Raw genomic sequence first — 19,622 nt, 5'->3', positions numbered from 1 at the left:
TGCACCGTAGTCATCGAGCGTAGAGGGCGTGCCGTGCGCTCTCGTACGTCGTCCGGATCTGCCGCCCGATCGCCCCGCCGTCGCTCGGAGCGCGGACCTCGGCGATGGTGCGTGCGGGCCAACTCGGGGGCTGTGCGGTGCCGCCCAGGGCCCAGGCCGCCTGTCGCGCGGCCCCGAGCGCGACGTATTCGCTCGGCTGCGGGACCGTGACCGTGAGCCCGAAGATCTGGGCCGCGAGTTCGGCGACCAAGGCGGAGCGGGCCGCTCCGCCGATGAGCAGCACCCGGTGGACCGGGATTCCGGAGGTGCGCAGGTGGTCGAGCGCGTCGGCCAGATTGCACAGCATGCCCTCGACGGCGGCGCGCGCAATATGGCTGGGGCGCAAGGTTTCCGGTCGTAGACCGTGCAGACTTCCCGTGGCGTGTGGCAGGTTCGGGGTGCGTTCGCCGGATAGGTAGGGGAGCATGACGACGCCTTCGGAACCCGGCGGTGCTTGGCGCGCAAGGTTTTCCAGGCTGGTGAGGTCGACGCCGAGTAATCCGGCGGTCGAGTCCAGTACGCGGGCTGCGTTGAGTGTGCAGGCCAGTGGCAGGAATGCGCCGGTCGCGTCGGCGAATCCGGCAATGGCTCCGGTGGCATCGGCGCTTGGTGCGGCGGCACGGGTGTAGACGGTGCCGCTGGTGCCGAGTGAGATGACGACGTCACCGTCTGCGATGCCCAAACCCAGTGCAGCACCGGCGTTATCGCCGGTGCCCGCAGCGACCAGTGCGCCCGCCGGTGTGCGTCCGACCGCTTCGGCCGGCCCGGCGACGCGGGGGAGTTCCGGGTTGCGCCCCCGGAAGGCATGGGCGAGCAGGTCTTTGCGATACCGACCGGTCGCGGGCGACCAGTATCCGGTGCCAGAGGCGTCGCCGCGGTCGGTGGTCGGTTCGACGGTGGGATCGGACGGCCCACCTCGTAGCCGCCAGGTCAGATAGTCGTGCGGAAGCAGTACCCGGTGTGTGCGGTCGGCATTTTCGGGTTCGTGATCGGCCAGCCAGCGCAGTTTGGCGACGGTGAATGCGGCCAGCGGCACACTGCCCACAGCATCGGCCCAGACCTGCGGGCCGCCCAGTTCCGCGATCAACTCCTCGGCCGCGTCGGCGGATCGTATGTCGTTCCACAGCAACGCATCCCGGACCGGGTGACCATCGGCGTCCAGTGCGACCAACCCGTGCTGCTGGCCCGCGATCGCCACCGCGTCGGCCCGATCCAACAGGCCGTCGCCCGCCGAACGCATTGCCTGCCACCAGGATTCGGCGGACACCGCGGTGCCGTCCGGATGCGGGGCGCGGGCCTCGTCCAGAATCTCGCCGGTATCCGCATCGCACAGGACGATTTTGCAGGACTGGGTGGAGCTGTCGACTCCCGCGACGGTGGCCATCACGCACCTGGCCTGAGCTGGATTTTACGGCCGGTGCCAGCGCGGAAAGTCTGTAGCGCATCGGCGAATTCGGCCAATCCGAAGCTGTGGGTGATCATGGTGTTCGCATCGATCACACCCTTGTCCATGAGTTCCACCGCGCGGCCGAAGCTGTGCAGCACCGCCATCGAACCCACAATGGTGATCTCGTCGTTGTAGATCCGGAACGGTGAGATCGACGCGGTTGCCGCGCCCGGCGCCACCCCGAACTGCTGGAACACCCCGCCCCGGCACACCCGGCCGAGTCCGTCCTCGATGGCGGCGATCGCACCCGTACAGTCGATGACCACCTCCCAACCCTGCGGGCGGTCGAATTCATCGGCGGTGGTGGCGGTGGCATCCGCGCCGAGTTCGCGTGCCACCCCGAGTCGCGCGGTATTGATGTCGACCACCGACACCGACGCGGCCCCGGCGACCCGCGCCAGCTGCAACATCAGCAGACCCATCGTGCCCGCGCCGTAGTGCAGATAATGCGCGCCGAGCGCACGCCGCAGCACATCGAACGCATGTACGGCACACGACAACGGCTCGACGAGTGCGCCGTGCGTGGTCGACAGCGTCGCGGGCAGCCGATAGCAATTCGCGGCAGGTACCGAGGCGTATTCGGCCATCGCGCCATCGACGGTATCGCCGATCGCGCCCCATCGTCGGCACAGATTCCCGCGCCCGATCGCGCAGTAATGACATGCTCCGCAGAACAACGACGGGTCCACCGCGACGGTATCGCCGATCCGCACACCATCGACGCCGGTGCCCAGTGCCACCACCGAACCGGCGAACTCGTGACCGGGCACGATCGGATACGGCGTCGGCGGGAATTCGCCATCGGCAATATGCACATCGGTCCCGCATATCACGACCGCATCCACCCGCACCACGACCTCGCCGGGCCCGGGCGTCGGATCCGGCACGTTCTGTACAGCGAATTTCCCAGGCGTCTCGATCACGACCGCGCGCATATCACTACCTTGCACCCGAACCCCGCTGCCCCGTCGCATTTCGCCCCGCCGTATCGCGGATTTCCGGATGAGGCAGACTGTCGCGGTGAACGACGACCCGGACCGGCACGCCGACGTGCACGTCCGCACGGGCGACGGAACCACATTGCCCGCCCTGACGGATCCGCTGCTGGACGATCTGCTGCGCGAACCACCCGACCCGGAATATCCGGCGATCGTGGTGGAACGGGGCGAGCACGCCTACATCCAGGCGCGCCTGCTGCCCGACGGCGTGTACGAACTCGAGCACCGCGCCGCCGGGGCGGACGAGTGTTTCCAGATGTACACTCCCGACGCCAAGTTCGTGCGCGATGTCATGTGGGGGTGGATCGACGAAAACGCTTGGTGGCGTGAGGGTGTCGGGTGGTATCGCGTCGATCCGGCGGTCGCGGAATTGGAAGCCGCCCGACGCGAGTTGTCCGGTCTGCTGGACGGACTTTCGGTCATGGACGGCATCGAGTCGGTGATGGACGATGCGTTGAACCGCGCGGACGAGCTACTCGCCATGGAACTCCCGGATGACGACGAGTTAGACCGAGGTTAGGCGGCTCTGGTACCACAGCGCCGTCGTCACGATATCGGCGTCGGTCAGCGGTCGATAAGTGCCGTCGTCGTGCCAGCCGAGTGCCTGAATCGTCACGCGCAACTCCTGCCGGAAGCAGATCGGATCGCGAATATGCCAGCGGTACATGCCGAATCGCTGATGCGGCCGGTAGATCTCATCGGGCGGCAGGACCTGGTGCAGGCCGAGATAGGGCGTGGAGTATGTGCGGTAAGCGCCGTCGAGATCGAAATTCCATGCGCCGCCGAAGTAGTCCTCGGTGCCGGTGCCGCACAGGGTCGGATGGGTGGTGTCGCCGTCGAGATAGAACTTCAGCTCACCCTCACCCCACCAGCCCGGTGCGCCCGGCCGAATCGCCAGGTAGGTCCCGACGTATCGGCCGGGACCCGGCACCACGTCGAGAATTGTGTGCACGGCGGGCGCGCCGAGTGGCGTGCTGTGGCGGCGTAGCGCGTGCAGATATCCGGCGGAGTCGGGGACATCCTCCTCGGTATAGGTGAACTGGTAGTAGACCGGCACCGCACGGTCACTGCCGTTGTGCAGTGTGATTCTGGCATGCTCACGAAAAGGCATGGGCCAGAAGCTGTTCAGACCACCGGCGGGAGCGACCACCACCATCTCGGACTGCACAAGTGCCAGTTCGTCCCAGCCGTTGCAGAAGAAATCACCGAGTGTCAGGTCGATCGATGGCTCGGGTTCGTCGTCCCAGTACATGCGCAGGGTGATCTGCCGCAGCACCGTGCGGTCGGTGGTGAGCCAGCAGTGGCGCAGCACACCGGAGCCGGAAATATCTGCGAGCGTTACGGTTTCGCCGACGTCGAGGTGAATCGATGGGGAGATTTTCCAGCCGGGTCCGAGTAGCCGCGCAGCATGCGCCCCGGTGCCCTCGACCGCGCGAGCCCCGGCACCGGGGGAGCCGGTCGGATTCTCCGCACTGATCGAGCGGGTCCGTGCGGCGTCGAGCCGCCAGAGTTCCGATGCCGTCACAGCCCCGGCCAGCCGTATCGATCGGTGACCGCGGCGTGGCCCGCCCGTTTCTGATAGGAGATGGTGGTCAGCGGCTGTTCGGGTTCGCCGACCGGCACAGTCGCCGAAAGCTGCGCCGGCTCGCTGGCGATAACGGTACCGTCCGGCCGGACCGGGACGCCCTTGCAACTGGAGGTCCCGATATCGACGCCGAGGAATGCGCCCGTCATCGGGTGAACTCGTCGAGGGTGATATCGAGCAGATCACAGGCGGCCCGGACGGTAGCCCGATGGTCGCCGGGTACGGCGTGAATATGGTTGGCGCCGAAGCGGGACAGAAAATCATCGGCGTGTGCGTCCAACCGGGCGAAGGCATGCGGCCATTCCCAGGTGGACAGTTTCATCAGCGATTCATTGGTCGCCTGGTCATAGGTCTCGAAATCGCCCAGCATCAACTGCATTCGATAGTCGCCGTCCTTACGGGTGAGGCGGGCGAGGGTCATGCGGCCGGGCGCGGCCAGATGGTGCACCGACGCACCACCGGCCGGGAAGAAGAACACCTCCGGATAGAGATGTACGTTGGCGAGATTTTCCTTCGGCTCGTCGCTGCGGGCCGCGAACCAGGTGGCGTGCTGACCCGAATTGCAGAGATCCCAGATATCGCGGTCGGCGTGATAATGCCGGACATCGGCGAAAAGCACCGGGGTGTGGGCGATCTGCTGCAGCAGCCGCATGGTGAGTGCGCCATCCATATCCGCTTCGGTCGCGCACACATGGGGTTGTTTGGGGCCGTTCCAATCGTAGGGGTCGTTGAGGAACGCCTCGGTGATATCCATGGTGGCGAAGTACTGGGTGAGCTCCGGCTGGCCTTTGATACCGGAGAAATCCAGCCGCCATTCCTCGATCAGCTCACGCACGGCCAGATACGAGCGAATCTGGCGTTCCAGCAATTCCGGAGTGAGTTTCACGCCGTCGTAGTGCACACCGGCGGTATTGCGCTCCAACCACTCTCGCGCCCCCTTCGCCTCTCCGGCGTCGGCCTGCTCGGCGCGGCGGACGATCTCCCACTGGTCGATCTCCTCGACATCGATGCCGAACAGGCGCTGCCACTGATCGGTATTGGCGACGGCAGTATTCATTCCCATCGGCCGTCCGCCGAAGCGCCCGAAAGTGCTGCCGCGCAAGCTCGATACGGCGGCTGCGGCGCTCGCCCGACTACCGATGGCCTCGATCAGCTCGGTATCGGCAGGATCGCCCCACAACCGGGTATGCGCGCGGCCGATCTGATCCAGCGCACCGCCCGCGGCCAGCATGCCGACCATGCCCGGCTGCACCGGATCGATGTTGGACAACAACAGCAGCGGACCCGGCGTCGCACCCGCGGCCAGCATGGTGAAGTGCGGGAACGCCCAGACCGCATAGTGCAGCACCGTGAGATCCACACCGGCCGCGGCAACCTCGCGTGCCACCGAGCCGGCCAGTGCGTTCGTACTGATCTGCGCCGTGCCCCGGATCACCTCGTGCCCGGCCGCCCGCAACCCGGTGACCAGCCGATCCTCGGCCGACTCGATGAACCCCGCGATGCCGGCGTGCACATAATCGCGCCCGTCGGACACGCTCATGACCCCGATCCGCGCCATCCCGACCTCCCAACGCGCAGGCCCCCTCCAGGATTATCTATCCGAAGAGGGCCGCCGGTGGTCGGCTTCGGCCGAGCGGGTTCGAGGTCGTTATCCGTCGGTGACCCGGCTGTCGACCAATTCGGCCGTGATCGCATCGAGCCGCCGGGCGCGCTCCGGATCGAAATCCTTGCCCGCCAAGGTGAGTCGCGTTCGGCGTCGGAATGCGGCGAGCGGTTCGGTAGGCGGATGGTCGATCAGTTCGGCGATGGGGACGATGGCCTTGCGCACCGGTTGACCGGCGAGCAACAGCCACGTCTTGGTAAGGAAGCGGTGTGCCCTGGGCAGCGGGTCGGCCATGGCGGTGCGCACCGTCAGCGGGTTATAGAGCACATACCGTGTGCGGGCTCCCCGATGACGTTGCGGAAATGCCACGCCGAGCAGGTCGATACAGCGTGAGGACTGCATGGCCGCACGCATGCCGCGAAATCCGGTCCGCAGCTGTAGATCGTCCCATTCGATGGTGCCGGGCAGTCCGCCCGGACCCGCGATATTCATGATGACCGGGGCTTCGGCGCGTTCCAATGCGTCGAAGAGTCCGTGCCCGATGACATAGCGGCTCAGGTAGGCGAGGGCGAAGGTGTATTCGAAGCCGTCGACGGTCTCCTGACGTTCGGACCGGAAGTTCTGTGCGCCGAAGACGACGCCGTCGACGGTATCGGTGACCGCCGCGACCTCGGCGATGACCTTGTGCATTCCGGTGAGCGTGCTGAGGTCGGCCTGGATGAAGTTCGCGCGGTCGGCGGCGCCGAGTTCGGCGGCCTCGCGCAGGAATCGGTGGCCCTTGACCACGCCGCTGGCCACCGCGAGCACCCGGTCGCCCCGGCCGAGGAAGTGCCGGCCGAGACCCTTGCCCATGCCGTCTGTGCCGCCGGTTATCACGTAGGTGCGCATCGAATCGCTTCTCCTCGAATCGTTTTCGGATGAGTCATCGGCCGATGACAGCGAGGCTAGGAAGGCTGCGATACACAAGTCAACAATTGGTGACTTATGGTGACCAGATGACCGAAACCGCAGCGCCGGGCCGTCGGCGCGACCGTGCCGCCACCCGATCCGCACTCTTGGACGCCGCCCGGATCCGGTTCGCCACGACCGGATTCGACCGGACCGGCGTCCGCGATATCGCGGGTGATGTCGGCGTCGACCCGGCGCTGGTATTCCGGTACTTCGGTTCCAAGGAACAGCTCTATACCGAGGCGATGCATATCGAGATACCGAAAGGCGTTGCGGCCGACCGACATCGACCGGTCGTATCGATCGCCGATGCGCTGCTGCGCGACGTCGTCTTCGAGGACCGGCCCGAATTCGGCGGTGAGCATCCACTGGTGGCCGGACTACGATCTGCCGGTCATGAAGTCGTGCGTGACCAGTTGCGCGTGCAACTCTGCGATGGCTATCTGGGCGAGATGGCCGCACGCCTGGGCGGCGCGGACGGCGCGTTGCGTGCGGAACTGATCGGCGCGCTGCTGCTCGGTTTGGGGGTCATGCGCACGGTGGTCGGCGCACCGGCGGTCTCCGAAGCGTCATTCGAGCAGACCAGGGTGCTCGTGGCGGGCATGGTGCGATCACTCAGCGGGGAACGGCCGCGGTGACGGGGCGCGGGGTGGGGAAGGTGAGTGGTGCGAGGTGGACGCCGCCCTGGGCCCAGCCCGCGCTGGTGATCCACCAACGGTTGTCGTCGCGCACGAGTTCGGCGGCGTGGGCGGCGATATGGCCGACCTTGTCGCCGATGCGGAACCGGAAGGGGGTGTCGCTGCGGAATACGTCGGTGCCGACGTAGTGCGGGCGCGGACCGATGAACAGGTACCACCATCCGCCGTCGTGTACGACGAACGGGGATTCGGTGTTGCCCGCTTCGGTGCCGATCGTGGGGTCGGTATATGCGATATGGCGGTCGCCCCAGTGCACGAGATCGCCGCTGGTGCGGTAGGCGACGACGTGGTGGCCGCCGCGCGGTGTACTGGTGGCGCAGTAGTACATGACCCATTTCTCGCCGATGCGCACGACCATCGGATCTCTCGCGTCGTAGCCGTCGAGGAACAGCGGTCCGGCACGGCTGCGGGTCCAGCGGAACAGGTCGGTGGAGGTGGCGAGGTTGATGGCGGCGGTGCTGCGGTCGGTGCCGCCGCCGGCGTAGAACATGTGGTAGCGACCGTCGACGCCGATGACATGCGGTGCCCAGATATGTGTTTCGCCGTAGCCCGGATCGACGGTCAGGGCGGATGGTCGCTTGGTCCACGGCCCGTGGAGTTGGTGTGCGGTGGCGTGGGCGAATTCTGTTTCGTGGAACGGGTCGGCGGGTTCGGGATGGGTGATGCCGAACAGGTGCCAGCGGCCGGATTCGTCGCGGACGATGGTGTGGTCGTTGATGTACCAGGGGTGTGATTCGCCGTCGCTGGGGTTGTAGATCGTCGTGAACGCGCCTGCCCTCACCACCTCGCGCGTTGCCATACAGCTCATGATGACGTGCGCGGACCTCGCTGAGGTCAGGTCTGCAGCATTGGGATGTCGCGGGTCACGACGTCGGTGGGTGCTGCGGGGGCGCTTCTTCGGGGGAGTCGGACGATGGCGGCGCCGATTGCGGGGGCTTCGGCTGCTCGATGATCGTGGTCGGCTCCGACCTCGGCTCGGGCACTGCGGACTCGGCTGTTGTCGGCTGGGGAGCGGTCGACTCGCGCGTTGCCTGCTTGGATGCGGCGGACGCAGGTGTCGTCGACTCCGGCGCTGTGGGCTTTGTCGGCTGGGGAGCGGTCGACTCGGGCGTTGCTGGTCCGGGCGCTGCCGGTGCAGGTGTCGTCGGCTCGGGCGTTGCGGTGCGGGTCGCCTCAGGCTGGTTCGCTGTCGACCGAGGAGCAGTGGACTGAGCTGTAGGTGGCTGCGGAGCCGCTGGTTGAGAAGCCGGCGGTTGGGGCGTTGTCGGCTGAGACGCCGGGGGCTGCTGCGCAGTGGTCACGGGTGCCGCCTGGGGCGCGGCGGACCGCTGCTGGTTTCGCCGCAGCACCGCCTGAGTGAAGCTCGTACTGCTGAAATGCGTTCCGTAGACCCCGAGCGCGACCACTCCGGCCGCGATCACCGCGACGCCCGCGCTCCAGTCGATATGCCAGAACGCCGCGACGACGCCGACGAGCGAGCTGAGCAGGGCGATGGCCTTGGCCGCATCATCGGTCATGCTCGGGCTCGGCGCCTGTTCGCCCGACTGCCATTCGTCGAGCATCAGCAGCACCGCGAGCAGTGGCAGCGAGATCGCGAAGGCGATCATGGAGATCCGACCGGAGACGCCCAGCGGCGAGGCCGTGAGAAAGCCCTGCAGGATGACGACGCCGATGGCGATCAGCCCGCCGTACATCAAGCTGTTCTGCTTGGCGTACTTCTTCTTCTCGGCGGGGGTGGCCAGCTTCGTGTAGTCGACATCGTCGTGCACGCTGGTGACCATACTGGACCTTCGGCGGTAATTCCGGATGAACAGTCGCCACGGCGGGGACTAGGCGGCGTCCACCAGTACCGCGCGGAGTCGGGCGAGTTCTGCACCGGATAGTCCGTTGGCGCGCAGCCATTCTGCCGCCCCGCCTTGGGAGGTGCGCAATTCGTCGAGGAACCGGATGATCACATCCGGATCGACCGCCAGGATGCCGGTCCGGACCGGTGGCAGCCCGTGATACGACGGCAGCGCGTCCAGGCGTTCGCGGATGCGTTCCAGGCGTTCGCCGGTGAGTGCGTAATCGGCGGCGATGGCCTCGGCCGGGACACCCACCGCATCCAGCACCATGGCCGCGAGGATGCCGGTGCGGTCTTTGCCCGCGGCGCAATGGAAGACGACCGAGTGACGTTCGGCATCGGCGATCAGCCGGGCCGCCGCCACGATGGATTCGCCACTGCCGGTGAGTAGTTCGCGGTAGAGCGCGACCAGGTCGTACTCTCTGCCGTCGGGAACCAGATCGGCGGGCGTCGCGACGACGTTCGTCGCCTTGCGCACCGGGAGATTGACCATGCGCACCGCCGCGCTGCCGGTCAGTCGGCCGTAGCCCTCGCGGAGTACCTCGTCCGGGTTGCGTAGGTCGATCAGCGTGCGCAGGCCGACCGGTCCGGTCAGGATGGCCAGATCGTCCTCGGTGAGATGCTGGGGTGTGCTGGATCGGTAGACGACGCCGAATCTGGTTGTGCCGCCGCCGATCACCGGGAGCCCGCCGAGATCACGGACATTGTCGATTTCGGCGAACTCCACCCATCGCCGCTGGGCGCTATCGGTGAACATCGCGCTAGTGGGCTCGGCCCGCGGCGGCCTCGTCGGCGCGGCTCAGACCGCACAGACCGATGAGGTCTTCGTGCAATTCGAACCACACCGTGTGATAGCTGTCCATGACCGGCCGAGCCACCCAGCTGTGGTCGCCGCCGTTCATCCGCTCGACGGCGCGGGCCAAGCGGTCGGTGTACGGCACGAGGCGGGGCGCGATGGTGCCGATGCGTTCGACGAGGGGAGCGACGTCGTGGTGCAGTGTGGTCAAGCGCGCCAAAACAGCTGCGTCGTAGGTGTTGTCGGAATGATCGTTCACCGTGCTCGCGTCCTTCATCTGCCAGGCCGTGATGACTGTTTTCAGCTCGGCATTGAACTCGCAGAATTCATCGTAGGCCGCGGCGAGGTCGCTCCGGTCGAGATCGACGCGCTCGTGTTCGAGAAGTCGGCCTAGTTGTTCGCGACCCTGCGGGGTCAGGCGGACGCCCACGGGTGTGCTGGCGCACAGCCCACGTGTCACGAAATCAGCAGTGTACGAAGCGGCTTCGGCCGCGGCGATCGTGAGGCTGGTGGCGATGGCGTCCGATTGAACTCGACCCTTGATGCCGATCAGGCGCAGTACGGCGAGTTCGGAGACTTTGGTGCCGTTGGTTTCTCGTGGATTCGGCGAATTCGCCGAATCGGAATCAGTTGCCGCTGACCGATCTTCGTTCGGTTTAGACAGGAACTCGGGCAGCTCGGCCGAATCGACCCGTGCCCACTGTGCGAGTCGCTCGACGTCGTCGATTACCGAGGCGTCCACCGCCTTTCCACTCACTTGTCCCGGCCACACGGTGCCCGCCCCGCCATCGACGGTGACGACGCGACCGGCCAATGCCTCGACAACCCCTGCGCCGCAGCCGACTACGCATGGACGGCCGAGTTCCCGGCTGACCAGCGCGGCATGCGAGGTGGCGCCGCCGAGTTCGGTGACGATGGCCCGCGCCGCGATCATCCCGTGCAGATCGTCCGGGCTGGTGGTCGGGCGCGCCAAGATCACGTGCTCACCTGCGGCCGACCGGGTTTCGGCCTCGTCGGGATCGGTGACCACAATGCCGGAGGCGAGTCCCGGACATGCGGATTCGCCCTTGGCCATGGGCCGCAGCCCGGTGTCGTCGCCCGATGCGGGCAGCAGGACTGTCCGGACCTGGTCGGGCCCGACACGGCGCAATCCCTCATCCGCATCGATGAGTCCCTCATCGACCATGGCGACGGCGGCGCGAACCGCCGCGCGCGCAGAGCGTTTCGCCGGTCGAGACTGCAACAGCCACAGGCGACCGGATTCGACCGTGAACTCGATGTCCTGGATATCGCGACCGTCACGCTCGAGCAGCTCGGCGGCGGCGAGCAATTGGCGGTGCACCTCCGGCAGCGTCACCGCGAGTTCGTCGAGCGGGCGCGGGGTGGTGCGTCCCGAGACGACATCCTCACCCTGCCCGCCGACCAGCCATTCGCCGAAGACCGCCCGCGCACCGGTATTCGGATTCCGGCTGAACAGCACCCCGGTCCCCGAGCGCGCGTCGAGATTTCCGAACACCATGGCCTGCACCGTGACCGCTGTACCGAGCGAGTCGGAAACCCCCCGGGTGTGCCGATAGGTCTTGGCCCGCGCGGAATCCCACGAACGGAACACCGCGGTGATCGCGCCACGCAGCTGCTCCCACGGATCACCCGGCACCGCGCCATTCGGATCACCGAGCACGATCTGCCGATACTGGGTGACGAACCGTCGCCGAGTATCGCTGGCGTATCCGGGATTTCGCGTCTCGGCGGTCAGCGCCTGCTCGACCGAGTCGTTCATGCCCAGATTCAGAACGGTATCCATCATCCCCGGCATACTCACCGCGGCCCCGGACCGCACCGATACCAGCAACGGATGCTCCGCGGCTCCGAAGCGCCGCCCCGTCCCATGCTCCAACGCGGCGATACCGTCTCGCACCCCCGCCCAGATCTCGGCACCGAGCACCCCACCGTTGGCCCCGAATTCGGCCCATGCCTCGGTCGTCAGCACGAATGCTGGCGGTACGGGCAAACCCAACCCCCGCATATGATCAACGCTCCACGCCTTTCCCCCGATCCGCTCCCGCGAAAGTCCGCACGCTCCATCGAGTTCCACAACGACCGAACCATCGGCACCGGCCCTCCCGAAGGCGGCCCTCGGTCGCTCCACCGGCTCCACTCCGATCGTCATAACACTCCTTTGATCATCGACAGCCACCGCGCACGCAGCGCATGACAAGGGCAGCTCACCGGGCGTTGGCCCGAACGCCCTGGCAAATGGCGCAACCCCCGCGGTGCGCACCTGCGGGCAGCCCGATTTCAGCCTGCCGCCCCGATCGGCCCCGGCGTACCGGACGTCCCGGTCAGCAGGACGCGCGGACCTCGACGGTTCCCGGCAATGGCCGCGCCGGCTAGGGCACCACGACAAGCTTTCCGGCGGCTTGGTTGTTCTCCATGTAGCGGTGCGCCGCGACGATGTCGTCGAGGCCGAAGACGCGGTCGATGTTGGGTCGATATACGCCGGCTTCGACCTGGTGGATGACGCGCTGCAACACGGTCGTGCCGGCGCTGCCCTCGAGTTCCTCGCTGTGGAAAGCCGTGAGCTTGGTTCCGGACGGGATCATCGCTATCGGTTCGAAGTCCGGGATCAGCCACCCGCTGAGCGAGCCCGCCACACACACCGTCCCGCCTCGACGGACGAGGTGTAGCGAGTCCACCGCCGTGCTCGCTCCGACGAGATCCAGCACATAGTCCGGCCCCTCGGGCCATACCGAGTGCACGCTCGCCGTCAGCGATTCACCGGTATCGAGGAGTACGTGGTCGATACCAGCCGCGGTCAATGCGCCGATCTTGCCTCGCCGCCGAGTGGTGGCGGCGGTCTCGATGCCGTAGCCGGACGCGATCGACGCGGCGGCCATCCCCACCGAGGAGGTCCCGCCACGGATCAGCAACCGCCCCTGGTCACCCGGCGCAATCCCCAACGCATCCAGCGAGCCCTGCGCAGTCAGATACGTCTCAGGTAGCGAGGCCAGGACGTCCCAAGGCAATGTGGTGGTGACCGGCATCAGCAGCGAGTTCGGCAACAGCGCATACTCCGCGTAGCCGCCGTCGAACTCCCGGCCCATCTCACCCATCACCGCCGCAACCCTCGTCCCATCCGGCAACATCGGATCGGTCGAGGCGGCCACGGTTCCCACACATTCGATCCCGAGCACACGCGGGAACGTCACGTTCGGGGAATGCCCCTGACGGGTCCTCAGCTCCGACCGGTTCAAACCCGCGCCCTGCACCCGCACCAGGCTCCAGCCGTCTCGAACCGCTGGTACCGGCAGCTCACGGATCTCCAGTACCCCCGGACCACCGGCCCTGACACAGACCGCCGCTCGCATTGTCGTACTCACACCATCTCGACGGCGTGCGGTCGTAGTGCCGGCCGAGTGAAAATCATCGCGCATGGGTTCACTGTCGCGGAGCGGCGGCGTGGCCGACCACCGATAGAATGCCAACTTATGCCCGTTGCCCGCCAACTTGCCCGGACCGGTCGGACGTCACGTCTCTGGCCATCCGGAGGCGTACATCTATGGCCATCGGGGGGAACAAGCACGGTGCATTCCCATCCACGTGGACACCTGGTGTACGCGGCTCATGGTGTCCTATCGGTCCACACCGAGCGCGGCACTTCGATCGTTCCGGCCAATCGAGTCGCATGGACTCCAGCCGGATTCGCGCACTACCACCGCGCGCACAGCCACACCGATATGCGGATCCTGTTCCTACCGGCATCCCTGGCCCGGCTCGCACCGGACCATCCCGCCGTGTTCCTGGTCTCCGACCTCGCCCGCGAAATTCTGCTCACCCTCACGGGCCCACGCGAGCGCGACCGCGCCGCGCTCACTCGTCTTCGTCGAGTCCTCGTCGACGAACTCCACGAAGCACATGAGCAGCCCTTGCAACTGCCGGAACCACATGACGATCGGTTGCAAGCCATTGCGCAGGTGCTGTACCAGCAGCCCGCGGACAACAGCTCACTGGCCGAACTAGGGCAGAGGATCGGCGCCAGCGCCCGCACCCTCAGCCGACTGTTCCACAACGAACTCGGCATGACCTTCTATCAGTGGCGCACACAACTACGCATCTATCACGCACTCGTCCTGCTCGCCGACGGCCACGACACGACCCACGTCGCCCACGCCTGCGGGTGGGCGAACCCCAGCAGCTTCATCACCGCATTCACCGACATCATCGGCACCACTCCGGGCCGCCATCGAACCGGTCGCCACCGCCGCGCCACCCGAATGACCTGAGCAGCAAGGCCTTTCGGTGCGGCCCTGTCCGGTTCACAGCACAACCTCGAGTTGGTCAGCCTCTCTGGCTATAATAGTCAGGGAAGCTGACTAAATTGTATCGGAGGCCGATATGGACCGGGATACGCAGTGGCGGGTCATCGAGCAACAGCGACGCGCCGTCGCCGACGTACTCGACGATCTCGCACCGAATGAGTGGGAGCTGCCGTCGCTGTGTGCGGGCTGGCGGATTCGGGATGTGGCCGCGCATATCGCCTTGGCGCCGCAGCCGCCCGGTCCGGTGGATATGGTTCGTGAGGGGCTGCGGGCGCGCGGGCGGTTCCATCGGCTGAATCACGATGTGTCCGTTCGCTATGCCGACGCGGGGCAGGACCTCGTCGCCGAGATCCGGGCGCGTGCGGCATCGCGAAAATTGCCGGTGGTCACCAACTATCGCAATATCCTCTACGACATCATGGTGCACGGCCAGGACATCGCCATGCCGACCGGCAGGCAGATCGACCTGCCGATCGAGGCTGCGGCGACGGCGGCCACCCGGGTTTGGACCGCGGGTTGGCCGTTCTGGGCGAAGTACCGGCTCATGGGGTTTCGGCTCATCGCCACGGACGCCGATTGGGTGGTGGGTACCGGAGAAGAGGTGCATGGCCGTATCGCCGACCTGCTGTTGCTGACGACCGGCCGCTCGGTTGTGCTGCCGCGCTTGTCCGGTAACGGTGTCGGCAAGCTCTGGATGCGGTTGTCGTATCGAAATCTGGTCCGCGGGTGCCCCGGTCGCGTCGAGGGGGCGCGGCCGGACGTCATGCGAGGCTACGCCGCAGATAGCCGGCTGTGATCGAACGCTGATCGTCGAGTAGGGCCGAAGGCGTTCCGGTGAAGACGATTTCGCCGCCGTGCTTGCCGCCGTCCGGTCCGAGATCGATCACCCAGTCGGCGCGTTTCACCACCTCGAGATCGTGTTCGATGACGATGACGGTATTGCCCGCGTCGACCAGCCGATCCAGCAGGGCGATCAGAGCGTCGACATCGGCCATGTGCAGTCCGGTGGTCGGCTCGTCGAGTACGTAGATGCCGCCGCTGCGGTGCAGGTGATCGGCGAGTTTGATGCGTTGACGTTCACCGCCGGAGAGTGAACTCAGCGAGCGACCGAGCGTCAGATAGCCGAGACCGACCTCGTTCAACGCACGCAGCGGAGTCCGAATCCTGCTGCCCGCATTGCCATTCCAGAAATCGAGAGCCTGCTCCACGGTCATATCCAACACATCGGCGATGGATGCACCGCGCACGGTATAGCCCAGCACCTCGGGACGATAGCGGCGTCCGTGGCAGCTCTGACACACGGTGGTGATCGGATCCATATAGGCGAGATCGGTGAATATGACGCCTGCTCCACCACATTCGGCGCATGCGCCCGCCGAGTTGAAGCTGAACAGTCCCGGCTCGACGCCGTGCTCCGTGGCGAACACCTGCCGCATCGGGTCCATGATGCCGGTGTAGGTGGCGGGGCTGGAACGTCGGGAGGCGGCTATGGCGGACTGGTCCACGGCGATCGCCTGCGGGTAGGCGCGCACGAAGGCGCCGGAAACCAACGTGCTCTTGCCCGAACCCGCCACACCGGTCACCGCGGTGAGCACGCCCGTGGGGAACCGTGCCGTCAGATTCTTCAGGTTGTACGAATCCGCGCCGGTGACGGTGAACCAGCCGGTCGGGGTGCGGCTCGCGCTTTTGACCGGTTGCACCCGCCGCAACTGCTCACCGGTCGACGTGCCCGAGGTGCGCAATTTTTCTACGGTGCCCTGGAAGACGACCTGACCGCCGTGCCCGCCCGCGCCAGGTCCCATATCCACGATGTGGTCGGCGACGGCGATGACATCGGGGGAGTGTTCGACCACCAGCACCGTATTGCCTTTGTCGCGCAACCGGATCATCAGCTTGTTCAATCGGCCGATATCGCGCGGATGCATGCCGATGCTGGGTTCGTCGAAAATATAGGTCATCCCGGTGAGACTGGATCCGAGATGCCGAACGACCTTGAGCCGCTGTGCTTCTCCGCCGGAAAGCGTGGATGTCTCGCGATCCAGCGAGAGATAGCCGAGGCCCACCTCCTCGATCCGGCGCAACCGGACGATGGCGGCCTCGGCGATCGGTGCAGCGGGTGTCCCGTCGAGCTCGCCGAGCACCGCGATCAGGTCGGTTACCTCCATGCGGCCGAAGTCGGCAATGCCGAGCCCGTTGATCCGGCTCGCCAGCGCGTCGGAATTCAACCGTGCGCCACCGCATTCCGGACATGTCTGCGCCTGGACGACCGCCATCGCCGCCGCGCGATTCTTATCGCTGAGCGCACCGAGGTCTCGTTTGATGTAGAGCCGGTCGAAACGTTCCAGCAGTCCCTCATAGGCATTGCTGCCCATCGAGCCGGTCTTGTTGCGGCGCGGTACCCGGAATCCGTTGCCGCGCAGGAACAACTGCCACTCATCCGGAGTGAAATCGCGTAATGGCTTGTCCGGATCGAAGAGACCGGACTCGGCGTAGATCTGCCACTGAAATGTCCCCACCGCGAACGGTGGAAAGTTTATGGCACCCTCGTTGAGCGATTTGGCGGCGTCGAGCAACTTGTCCAGATCCGGCCGCACGACCTGGCCGAGGCCGCCGCACTCGGGACACATGCCCAACGGGTCGTTGAACGAATAACGGGTCGCCTCACTGGCACTCGGCTCGCTGTACCGCGAGAACAGCACTCGAACGATGGACTGGATATCGGTCATGGTGCCGACGGTGGAGCGGGAATTGCCGCCGATCGGCTTCTGATCGACCACCACCGCGGGTGCCAGATTGTCGATAACATCGGCCTCGGGCCGCTCGTACTTGGGCAGTCGGTTGCGGATGAACCAGGTGTAGGTCTCATTGAGCTGACGCTGCGATTCGACGGCCACTGTGCCGAAGACCACCGACGATTTGCCCGATCCGGATACGCCGGTGAAAACGACGATCTTGCCTTTTGGGATGGCCAGGGAGATATTGCGCAGGTTGTTGGCGCGTGCCCCGATGATCTGGATGGTGTCTCGGTCTGCGTTCACAATCGCCACGGTAGGGGCCAATGAGGTCAGGATCGGTCCTCATTTCGGCGGATACTGGAAGCTGTGACCGACACCGCCGCCCGACTACTGAAGGTGCTCTCCCTGCTGCAGACCCGCCGCGAATGGACCGGGCCCGAGCTGGCCGAACGCCTCGGCGTCACGGTCCGGACGGTGCGCCGCGACATCGAGAGGCTGCGGGAATTGGAATATCCGGTGCATTCCGGCCTCGGTTCGGTCGGCGGTTATCGGCTGGAGGCCGGCACTGCACTGCCGCCGCTGCTGCTCGACGACGAAGAGGCCGTCGCGATCACGCTCGGACTGCGCAATGCCGCACTGGGCGCGGTCGAGGGCATCGACGAGTCGTCCGCACGGGCGCTGGTCAAGCTGCAACAGGTGCTGCCCGCTCGACTCCGGCGCCGAGTCGAGGCGGTGCGGTCGGCAACGGTATCGCTGGGTGGTCCGGCCGCTGGACCTATGGTCGACCCGGAAACCCTGGTCGTCCTGGCTGCCGCTTGCCGCGACAACGAACGCGTCCGCTTCCGCTACCGCGATAAAGGCGATACCGAAACCCGCCGCCTGACCGAACCCCACAGCCTCGTCTCCGCGGGTCGCCGCTGGTACCTGGTCGCTTGGGATATCGACCGCACCGACTGGCGCACGTTCCGTGTAGACCGCATCGATTCTCCGCGACCGATCGGAATACGCAGCACCCCAAGGCAATTACCCACCGAGGACGCGGCCGCCTTCGTCACCCGGTCCCTGGCCCATTCCCGCCCGCTGCGCCGAGTCGTCTTCCTCGTTCACGCCTCGGCCCCGCAGCTGATCGAAACCTTCCGCGTCCGCCCCGAGGAAATCGAGCCCATCGACGACAAAACCTGCCTCCTCCGCACCTCAGCCGACTCACTGGAATGGACCGCCGTGCGAATCGCCCACCTGGGCCTGGAATTCGAGGTCAGAGAACCACCGGAGATGGCGGAAATGCTGGCCGACCTCGGGAGGAAATTACTGCGCGCCGCCGGAGCGAGCTGAACTCGGAAATGATGCGAGTGCGGTCAGTGAGATAGCACGGTAAAGCTGGGCGTGGCAGTGGGATTCGGCGTAGCAACCGTGACGGCGCGCGGCGTTTCGGCCAGTGGACTCGGGGTGCCGTATAGCATGGCGACGATTACGGCCAATACGAAAAGGCTGCCGAGGGCGAGGGCGATCTGCACCCACGAAGGGCAGGTTTGCTGTCTGGATCTTGTCCTGAACTGCGATGCATGCCCGAATGGCGCCGGGTGTGGTTGCTGCCGGTATTTCACAAGGTGTTCCCTTGAAGTCGTTGAAACACAACTTGATTCGCGGTGGAACGGCGACTTCCCCCGAGTCCGGAGTCGTCGCGTGGGGAACATCCTGACAGCACAGCAGTTTTAGAGCAACCATTTCCGAAAAATTCGGTGAACCGGTCCGTCAAGCCCGGTTCACCTTCGACAAAGTGCCGACCGGTCTATACCTCGTTTCGCATCTGGGCGGTAATGATGCGCTGGTAGCCGGAGCCGAAGATTCTCGGCAGCAAATCGATTACGCGGGCATCGGTCCCGATGAGAATCTTGGCCTTATCCTTTCGGATTCCGCGCAGGATGGTCTTCGCCGCGGATTCGGGTGTCGTCTTGGCCAGTTTGTCGAAGTTGGCGGCCAGTGCATCACGGTCGCGGTCGCCGCCCGCGCGAGCCTTCCAAGCGATTTCGGTCTTGATCATGCCGGGGTGGACGCTGCTGACCCCGACCGGATGGCCCGCGATCCGCATCTCCTGGCGCAGTGCGTCGGTGAAGCCGCGGATGCCGAATTTGGTTGCGTTGTAGGCGGCTTGGCTCGGGCAGGCGGCGAGGCCGAACATGCTGGAGACATTCGCGATATGACCGTCACCGGAAGCGATCACCTGCGGCAGAAAGGCTTTCGTGCCGTACATGACGCCCCAGAAGTTGATATCGACGATCCACTCGAAGTCTTCCCAGGTCAGCTCCTCGATATTGGCGGTGAGAGAGACGCCCGCATTGTTGACCACGACATTGGCCGGGCCGAAGTCGGATCGGACCTCATCGGCATGTGCGTAGACGGCGGCACGGTCGGTGACGTCCAGCTTGTATGCCCGCGCCTTGGCCCCGGCTTGCTCGCACAACGCGGCGGTTTCGGTGACATTGGCCAGATTTCGCCCGGACAACGCCAGCTTCGCGCCGTGGTCCGCGAGTTCCAGCGCGAGCGCGCGGCCGATGCCCGCACCCGCGCCGGTGATGACGACGACCTTGTCCTCAAAGTTTTTCACAGCAGC

Annotated in this window: 18 protein-coding genes; 5 read left to right on the top strand and 13 right to left on the bottom strand. The window is 65.9% G+C overall.

Features of this window, described 5'->3' with window-relative positions; all coding sequences use genetic code 11:
• Positions 1 to 10: 10 nt before the first annotated feature.
• Together xylB and ACIBW7_RS18340 are read right to left on the bottom strand one after the other, a co-directional pair.
• Positions 11 to 1,423, bottom strand: a complete 1,413-nt coding sequence (xylB, locus tag ACIBW7_RS18345) for a xylulokinase (protein ID WP_397047600.1) — start codon at positions 1,421 to 1,423, stop codon at positions 11 to 13.
• Complete coding sequence (locus tag ACIBW7_RS18340; protein WP_397047598.1) at positions 1,423 to 2,421, bottom strand: zinc-dependent alcohol dehydrogenase family protein; 999 nt, start codon at positions 2,419 to 2,421, stop codon at positions 1,423 to 1,425. The genes xylB and ACIBW7_RS18340 overlap by 1 nt, the downstream gene beginning before the upstream one ends.
• A 67-nt stretch (positions 2,422 to 2,488) precedes the next feature.
• On the opposite strand from ACIBW7_RS18340, the gene ACIBW7_RS18335 reads away from it, so the two are divergent.
• Positions 2,489 to 3,004, top strand: coding sequence for a hypothetical protein (locus ACIBW7_RS18335; protein ID WP_397047596.1), 516 nt, complete (start codon positions 2,489 to 2,491; stop codon positions 3,002 to 3,004).
• On the opposite strand, the gene ACIBW7_RS18330 is transcribed toward ACIBW7_RS18335, so the two are convergent.
• The 4 genes from ACIBW7_RS18330 to ACIBW7_RS18315 all read right to left on the bottom strand — a co-directional run bounded on the left by ACIBW7_RS18330 (position 2,990) and on the right by ACIBW7_RS18315 (position 6,560).
• On the bottom strand, positions 2,990 to 4,009 hold the full coding sequence (locus ACIBW7_RS18330; RefSeq protein WP_397047594.1) for a glycoside hydrolase family 172 protein: 1,020 nt from the start codon (positions 4,007 to 4,009) through the stop codon (positions 2,990 to 2,992). The two genes, ACIBW7_RS18335 and ACIBW7_RS18330, sit on opposite strands and share 15 nt — an antisense overlap.
• The gene (locus ACIBW7_RS18325) at positions 4,006 to 4,218 is read right to left on the bottom strand and encodes a hypothetical protein (RefSeq protein ID WP_397047592.1); all 213 of its coding nucleotides are present in this window, start codon (positions 4,216 to 4,218) and stop codon (positions 4,006 to 4,008) included. The genes ACIBW7_RS18330 and ACIBW7_RS18325 overlap by 4 nt, the downstream gene beginning before the upstream one ends.
• Positions 4,215 to 5,627 carry an L-fucose/L-arabinose isomerase family protein gene (locus ACIBW7_RS18320; RefSeq protein WP_397047590.1) on the bottom strand — a complete coding sequence of 471 codons (1,413 nt, stop codon included), beginning with the start codon at positions 5,625 to 5,627 and terminating at the stop codon, positions 4,215 to 4,217. The genes ACIBW7_RS18325 and ACIBW7_RS18320 overlap by 4 nt, the downstream gene beginning before the upstream one ends.
• Before the next feature lie 90 nt (positions 5,628 to 5,717).
• A complete protein-coding gene (locus ACIBW7_RS18315) occupies positions 5,718 to 6,560 on the bottom strand; it encodes an SDR family NAD(P)-dependent oxidoreductase (protein WP_397047588.1) in 843 nt (280 codons plus the stop codon).
• A 107-nt stretch (positions 6,561 to 6,667) separates the two neighbouring features.
• Here ACIBW7_RS18315 and ACIBW7_RS18310 point away from each other — a divergent pair, with 107 nt between their 5' ends.
• The gene (locus ACIBW7_RS18310; protein WP_397047586.1) at positions 6,668 to 7,258 is read left to right on the top strand and encodes a TetR family transcriptional regulator; all 591 of its coding nucleotides are present in this window, start codon (positions 6,668 to 6,670) and stop codon (positions 7,256 to 7,258) included.
• On the opposite strand, the gene ACIBW7_RS18305 is transcribed toward ACIBW7_RS18310, so the two are convergent.
• From ACIBW7_RS18305 to ACIBW7_RS18285, 5 genes are all read right to left on the bottom strand, one after another.
• Positions 7,236 to 8,117, bottom strand: a complete 882-nt coding sequence (locus ACIBW7_RS18305; RefSeq protein ID WP_397047585.1) for a glycosyl hydrolase family 32 — start codon at positions 8,115 to 8,117, stop codon at positions 7,236 to 7,238. The two genes, ACIBW7_RS18310 and ACIBW7_RS18305, sit on opposite strands and share 23 nt — an antisense overlap.
• Before the next feature lie 64 nt (positions 8,118 to 8,181).
• Entirely contained in the window at positions 8,182 to 9,087 is a 906-nt protein-coding gene (locus ACIBW7_RS18300) for a hypothetical protein (RefSeq protein ID WP_397047583.1), read from the bottom strand.
• A 60-nt stretch (positions 9,088 to 9,147) separates the two neighbouring features.
• On the bottom strand, positions 9,148 to 9,918 hold the full coding sequence (locus ACIBW7_RS18295) for a tyrosine-protein phosphatase (RefSeq protein ID WP_397047581.1): 771 nt from the start codon (positions 9,916 to 9,918) through the stop codon (positions 9,148 to 9,150).
• A gap of 4 nt (positions 9,919 to 9,922) precedes the next feature.
• Entirely contained in the window at positions 9,923 to 12,127 is a 2,205-nt protein-coding gene (locus ACIBW7_RS18290; RefSeq protein WP_397047579.1) for a pyruvate, phosphate dikinase, read from the bottom strand.
• Between the two features lie 220 nt (positions 12,128 to 12,347).
• Complete coding sequence (locus ACIBW7_RS18285; RefSeq protein ID WP_397047577.1) at positions 12,348 to 13,337, bottom strand: zinc-binding dehydrogenase; 990 nt, start codon at positions 13,335 to 13,337, stop codon at positions 12,348 to 12,350.
• A gap of 231 nt (positions 13,338 to 13,568) precedes the next feature.
• On the opposite strand from ACIBW7_RS18285, the gene ACIBW7_RS18280 reads away from it, so the two are divergent.
• Both ACIBW7_RS18280 and ACIBW7_RS18275 read left to right on the top strand, forming a co-directional pair.
• On the top strand, positions 13,569 to 14,240 hold the full coding sequence (locus tag ACIBW7_RS18280) for an AraC family transcriptional regulator (protein ID WP_397047575.1): 672 nt from the start codon (positions 13,569 to 13,571) through the stop codon (positions 14,238 to 14,240).
• 112 nt (positions 14,241 to 14,352) lie between these two features.
• Entirely contained in the window at positions 14,353 to 15,072 is a 720-nt protein-coding gene (locus ACIBW7_RS18275; RefSeq protein ID WP_397047573.1) for a maleylpyruvate isomerase family mycothiol-dependent enzyme, read from the top strand.
• Here the strand turns inward: ACIBW7_RS18275 and ACIBW7_RS18270 are convergent.
• Positions 15,038 to 17,314: an ATP-binding cassette domain-containing protein gene (locus tag ACIBW7_RS18270; protein WP_397047571.1), complete on the bottom strand. Its 2,277-nt coding sequence runs from the start codon at positions 17,312 to 17,314 to the stop codon at positions 15,038 to 15,040. The genes ACIBW7_RS18275 and ACIBW7_RS18270 overlap by 35 nt on opposite strands.
• A 63-nt stretch (positions 17,315 to 17,377) precedes the next feature.
• Here ACIBW7_RS18270 and ACIBW7_RS18265 point away from each other — a divergent pair, with 63 nt between their 5' ends.
• Positions 17,378 to 18,343, top strand: a complete 966-nt coding sequence (locus ACIBW7_RS18265) for a helix-turn-helix transcriptional regulator (RefSeq protein WP_397047569.1) — start codon at positions 17,378 to 17,380, stop codon at positions 18,341 to 18,343.
• A gap of 457 nt (positions 18,344 to 18,800) precedes the next feature.
• Here the strand turns inward: ACIBW7_RS18265 and ACIBW7_RS18260 are convergent, their stop codons facing one another.
• A complete protein-coding gene (locus tag ACIBW7_RS18260) occupies positions 18,801 to 19,616 on the bottom strand; it encodes an SDR family NAD(P)-dependent oxidoreductase (protein WP_397047568.1) in 816 nt (271 codons plus the stop codon).
• Positions 19,617 to 19,622: the final 6 nt, after the last annotated feature.

This window comes from Nocardia sp. NPDC049526 (assembly GCF_044465765.1).
In the GTDB taxonomy this organism is placed as follows: domain Bacteria; phylum Actinomycetota; class Actinomycetes; order Mycobacteriales; family Mycobacteriaceae; genus Nocardia.
The sequence above is the reverse complement of the archived record's forward strand: the minus strand, read 5'-3'. Positions and strand labels throughout refer to the sequence as shown.

Excerpts from the sequence above, each read along its gene's own strand:
- ACIBW7_RS18275 (WP_397047573.1), top strand. The coding sequence starts at position 14,353 with ATGGACCGGGATACGCAGTGGCGGGTCATCGAGCAACAGCGACGCGCC.
- ACIBW7_RS18305 (WP_397047585.1), bottom strand. The coding sequence starts at position 8,117 with ATGGCAACGCGCGAGGTGGTGAGGGCAGGCGCGTTCACGACGATCTAC.
- ACIBW7_RS18290 (WP_397047579.1), bottom strand. The coding sequence starts at position 12,127 with ATGACGATCGGAGTGGAGCCGGTGGAGCGACCGAGGGCCGCCTTCGGG.
- ACIBW7_RS18320 (WP_397047590.1), bottom strand. The coding sequence starts at position 5,627 with ATGGCGCGGATCGGGGTCATGAGCGTGTCCGACGGGCGCGATTATGTG.
- ACIBW7_RS18340 (WP_397047598.1), bottom strand. The coding sequence starts at position 2,421 with ATGCGCGCGGTCGTGATCGAGACGCCTGGGAAATTCGCTGTACAGAAC.
- ACIBW7_RS18325 (WP_397047592.1), bottom strand. The coding sequence starts at position 4,218 with ATGACGGGCGCATTCCTCGGCGTCGATATCGGGACCTCCAGTTGCAAG.
- ACIBW7_RS18295 (WP_397047581.1), bottom strand. The coding sequence starts at position 9,918 with ATGTTCACCGATAGCGCCCAGCGGCGATGGGTGGAGTTCGCCGAAATC.
- xylB (WP_397047600.1), bottom strand. The coding sequence starts at position 1,423 with ATGGCCACCGTCGCGGGAGTCGACAGCTCCACCCAGTCCTGCAAAATC.
- ACIBW7_RS18335 (WP_397047596.1), top strand. The coding sequence starts at position 2,489 with ATGAGGCAGACTGTCGCGGTGAACGACGACCCGGACCGGCACGCCGAC.
- ACIBW7_RS18315 (WP_397047588.1), bottom strand. The coding sequence starts at position 6,560 with ATGCGCACCTACGTGATAACCGGCGGCACAGACGGCATGGGCAAGGGT.
- ACIBW7_RS18310 (WP_397047586.1), top strand. The coding sequence starts at position 6,668 with ATGACCGAAACCGCAGCGCCGGGCCGTCGGCGCGACCGTGCCGCCACC.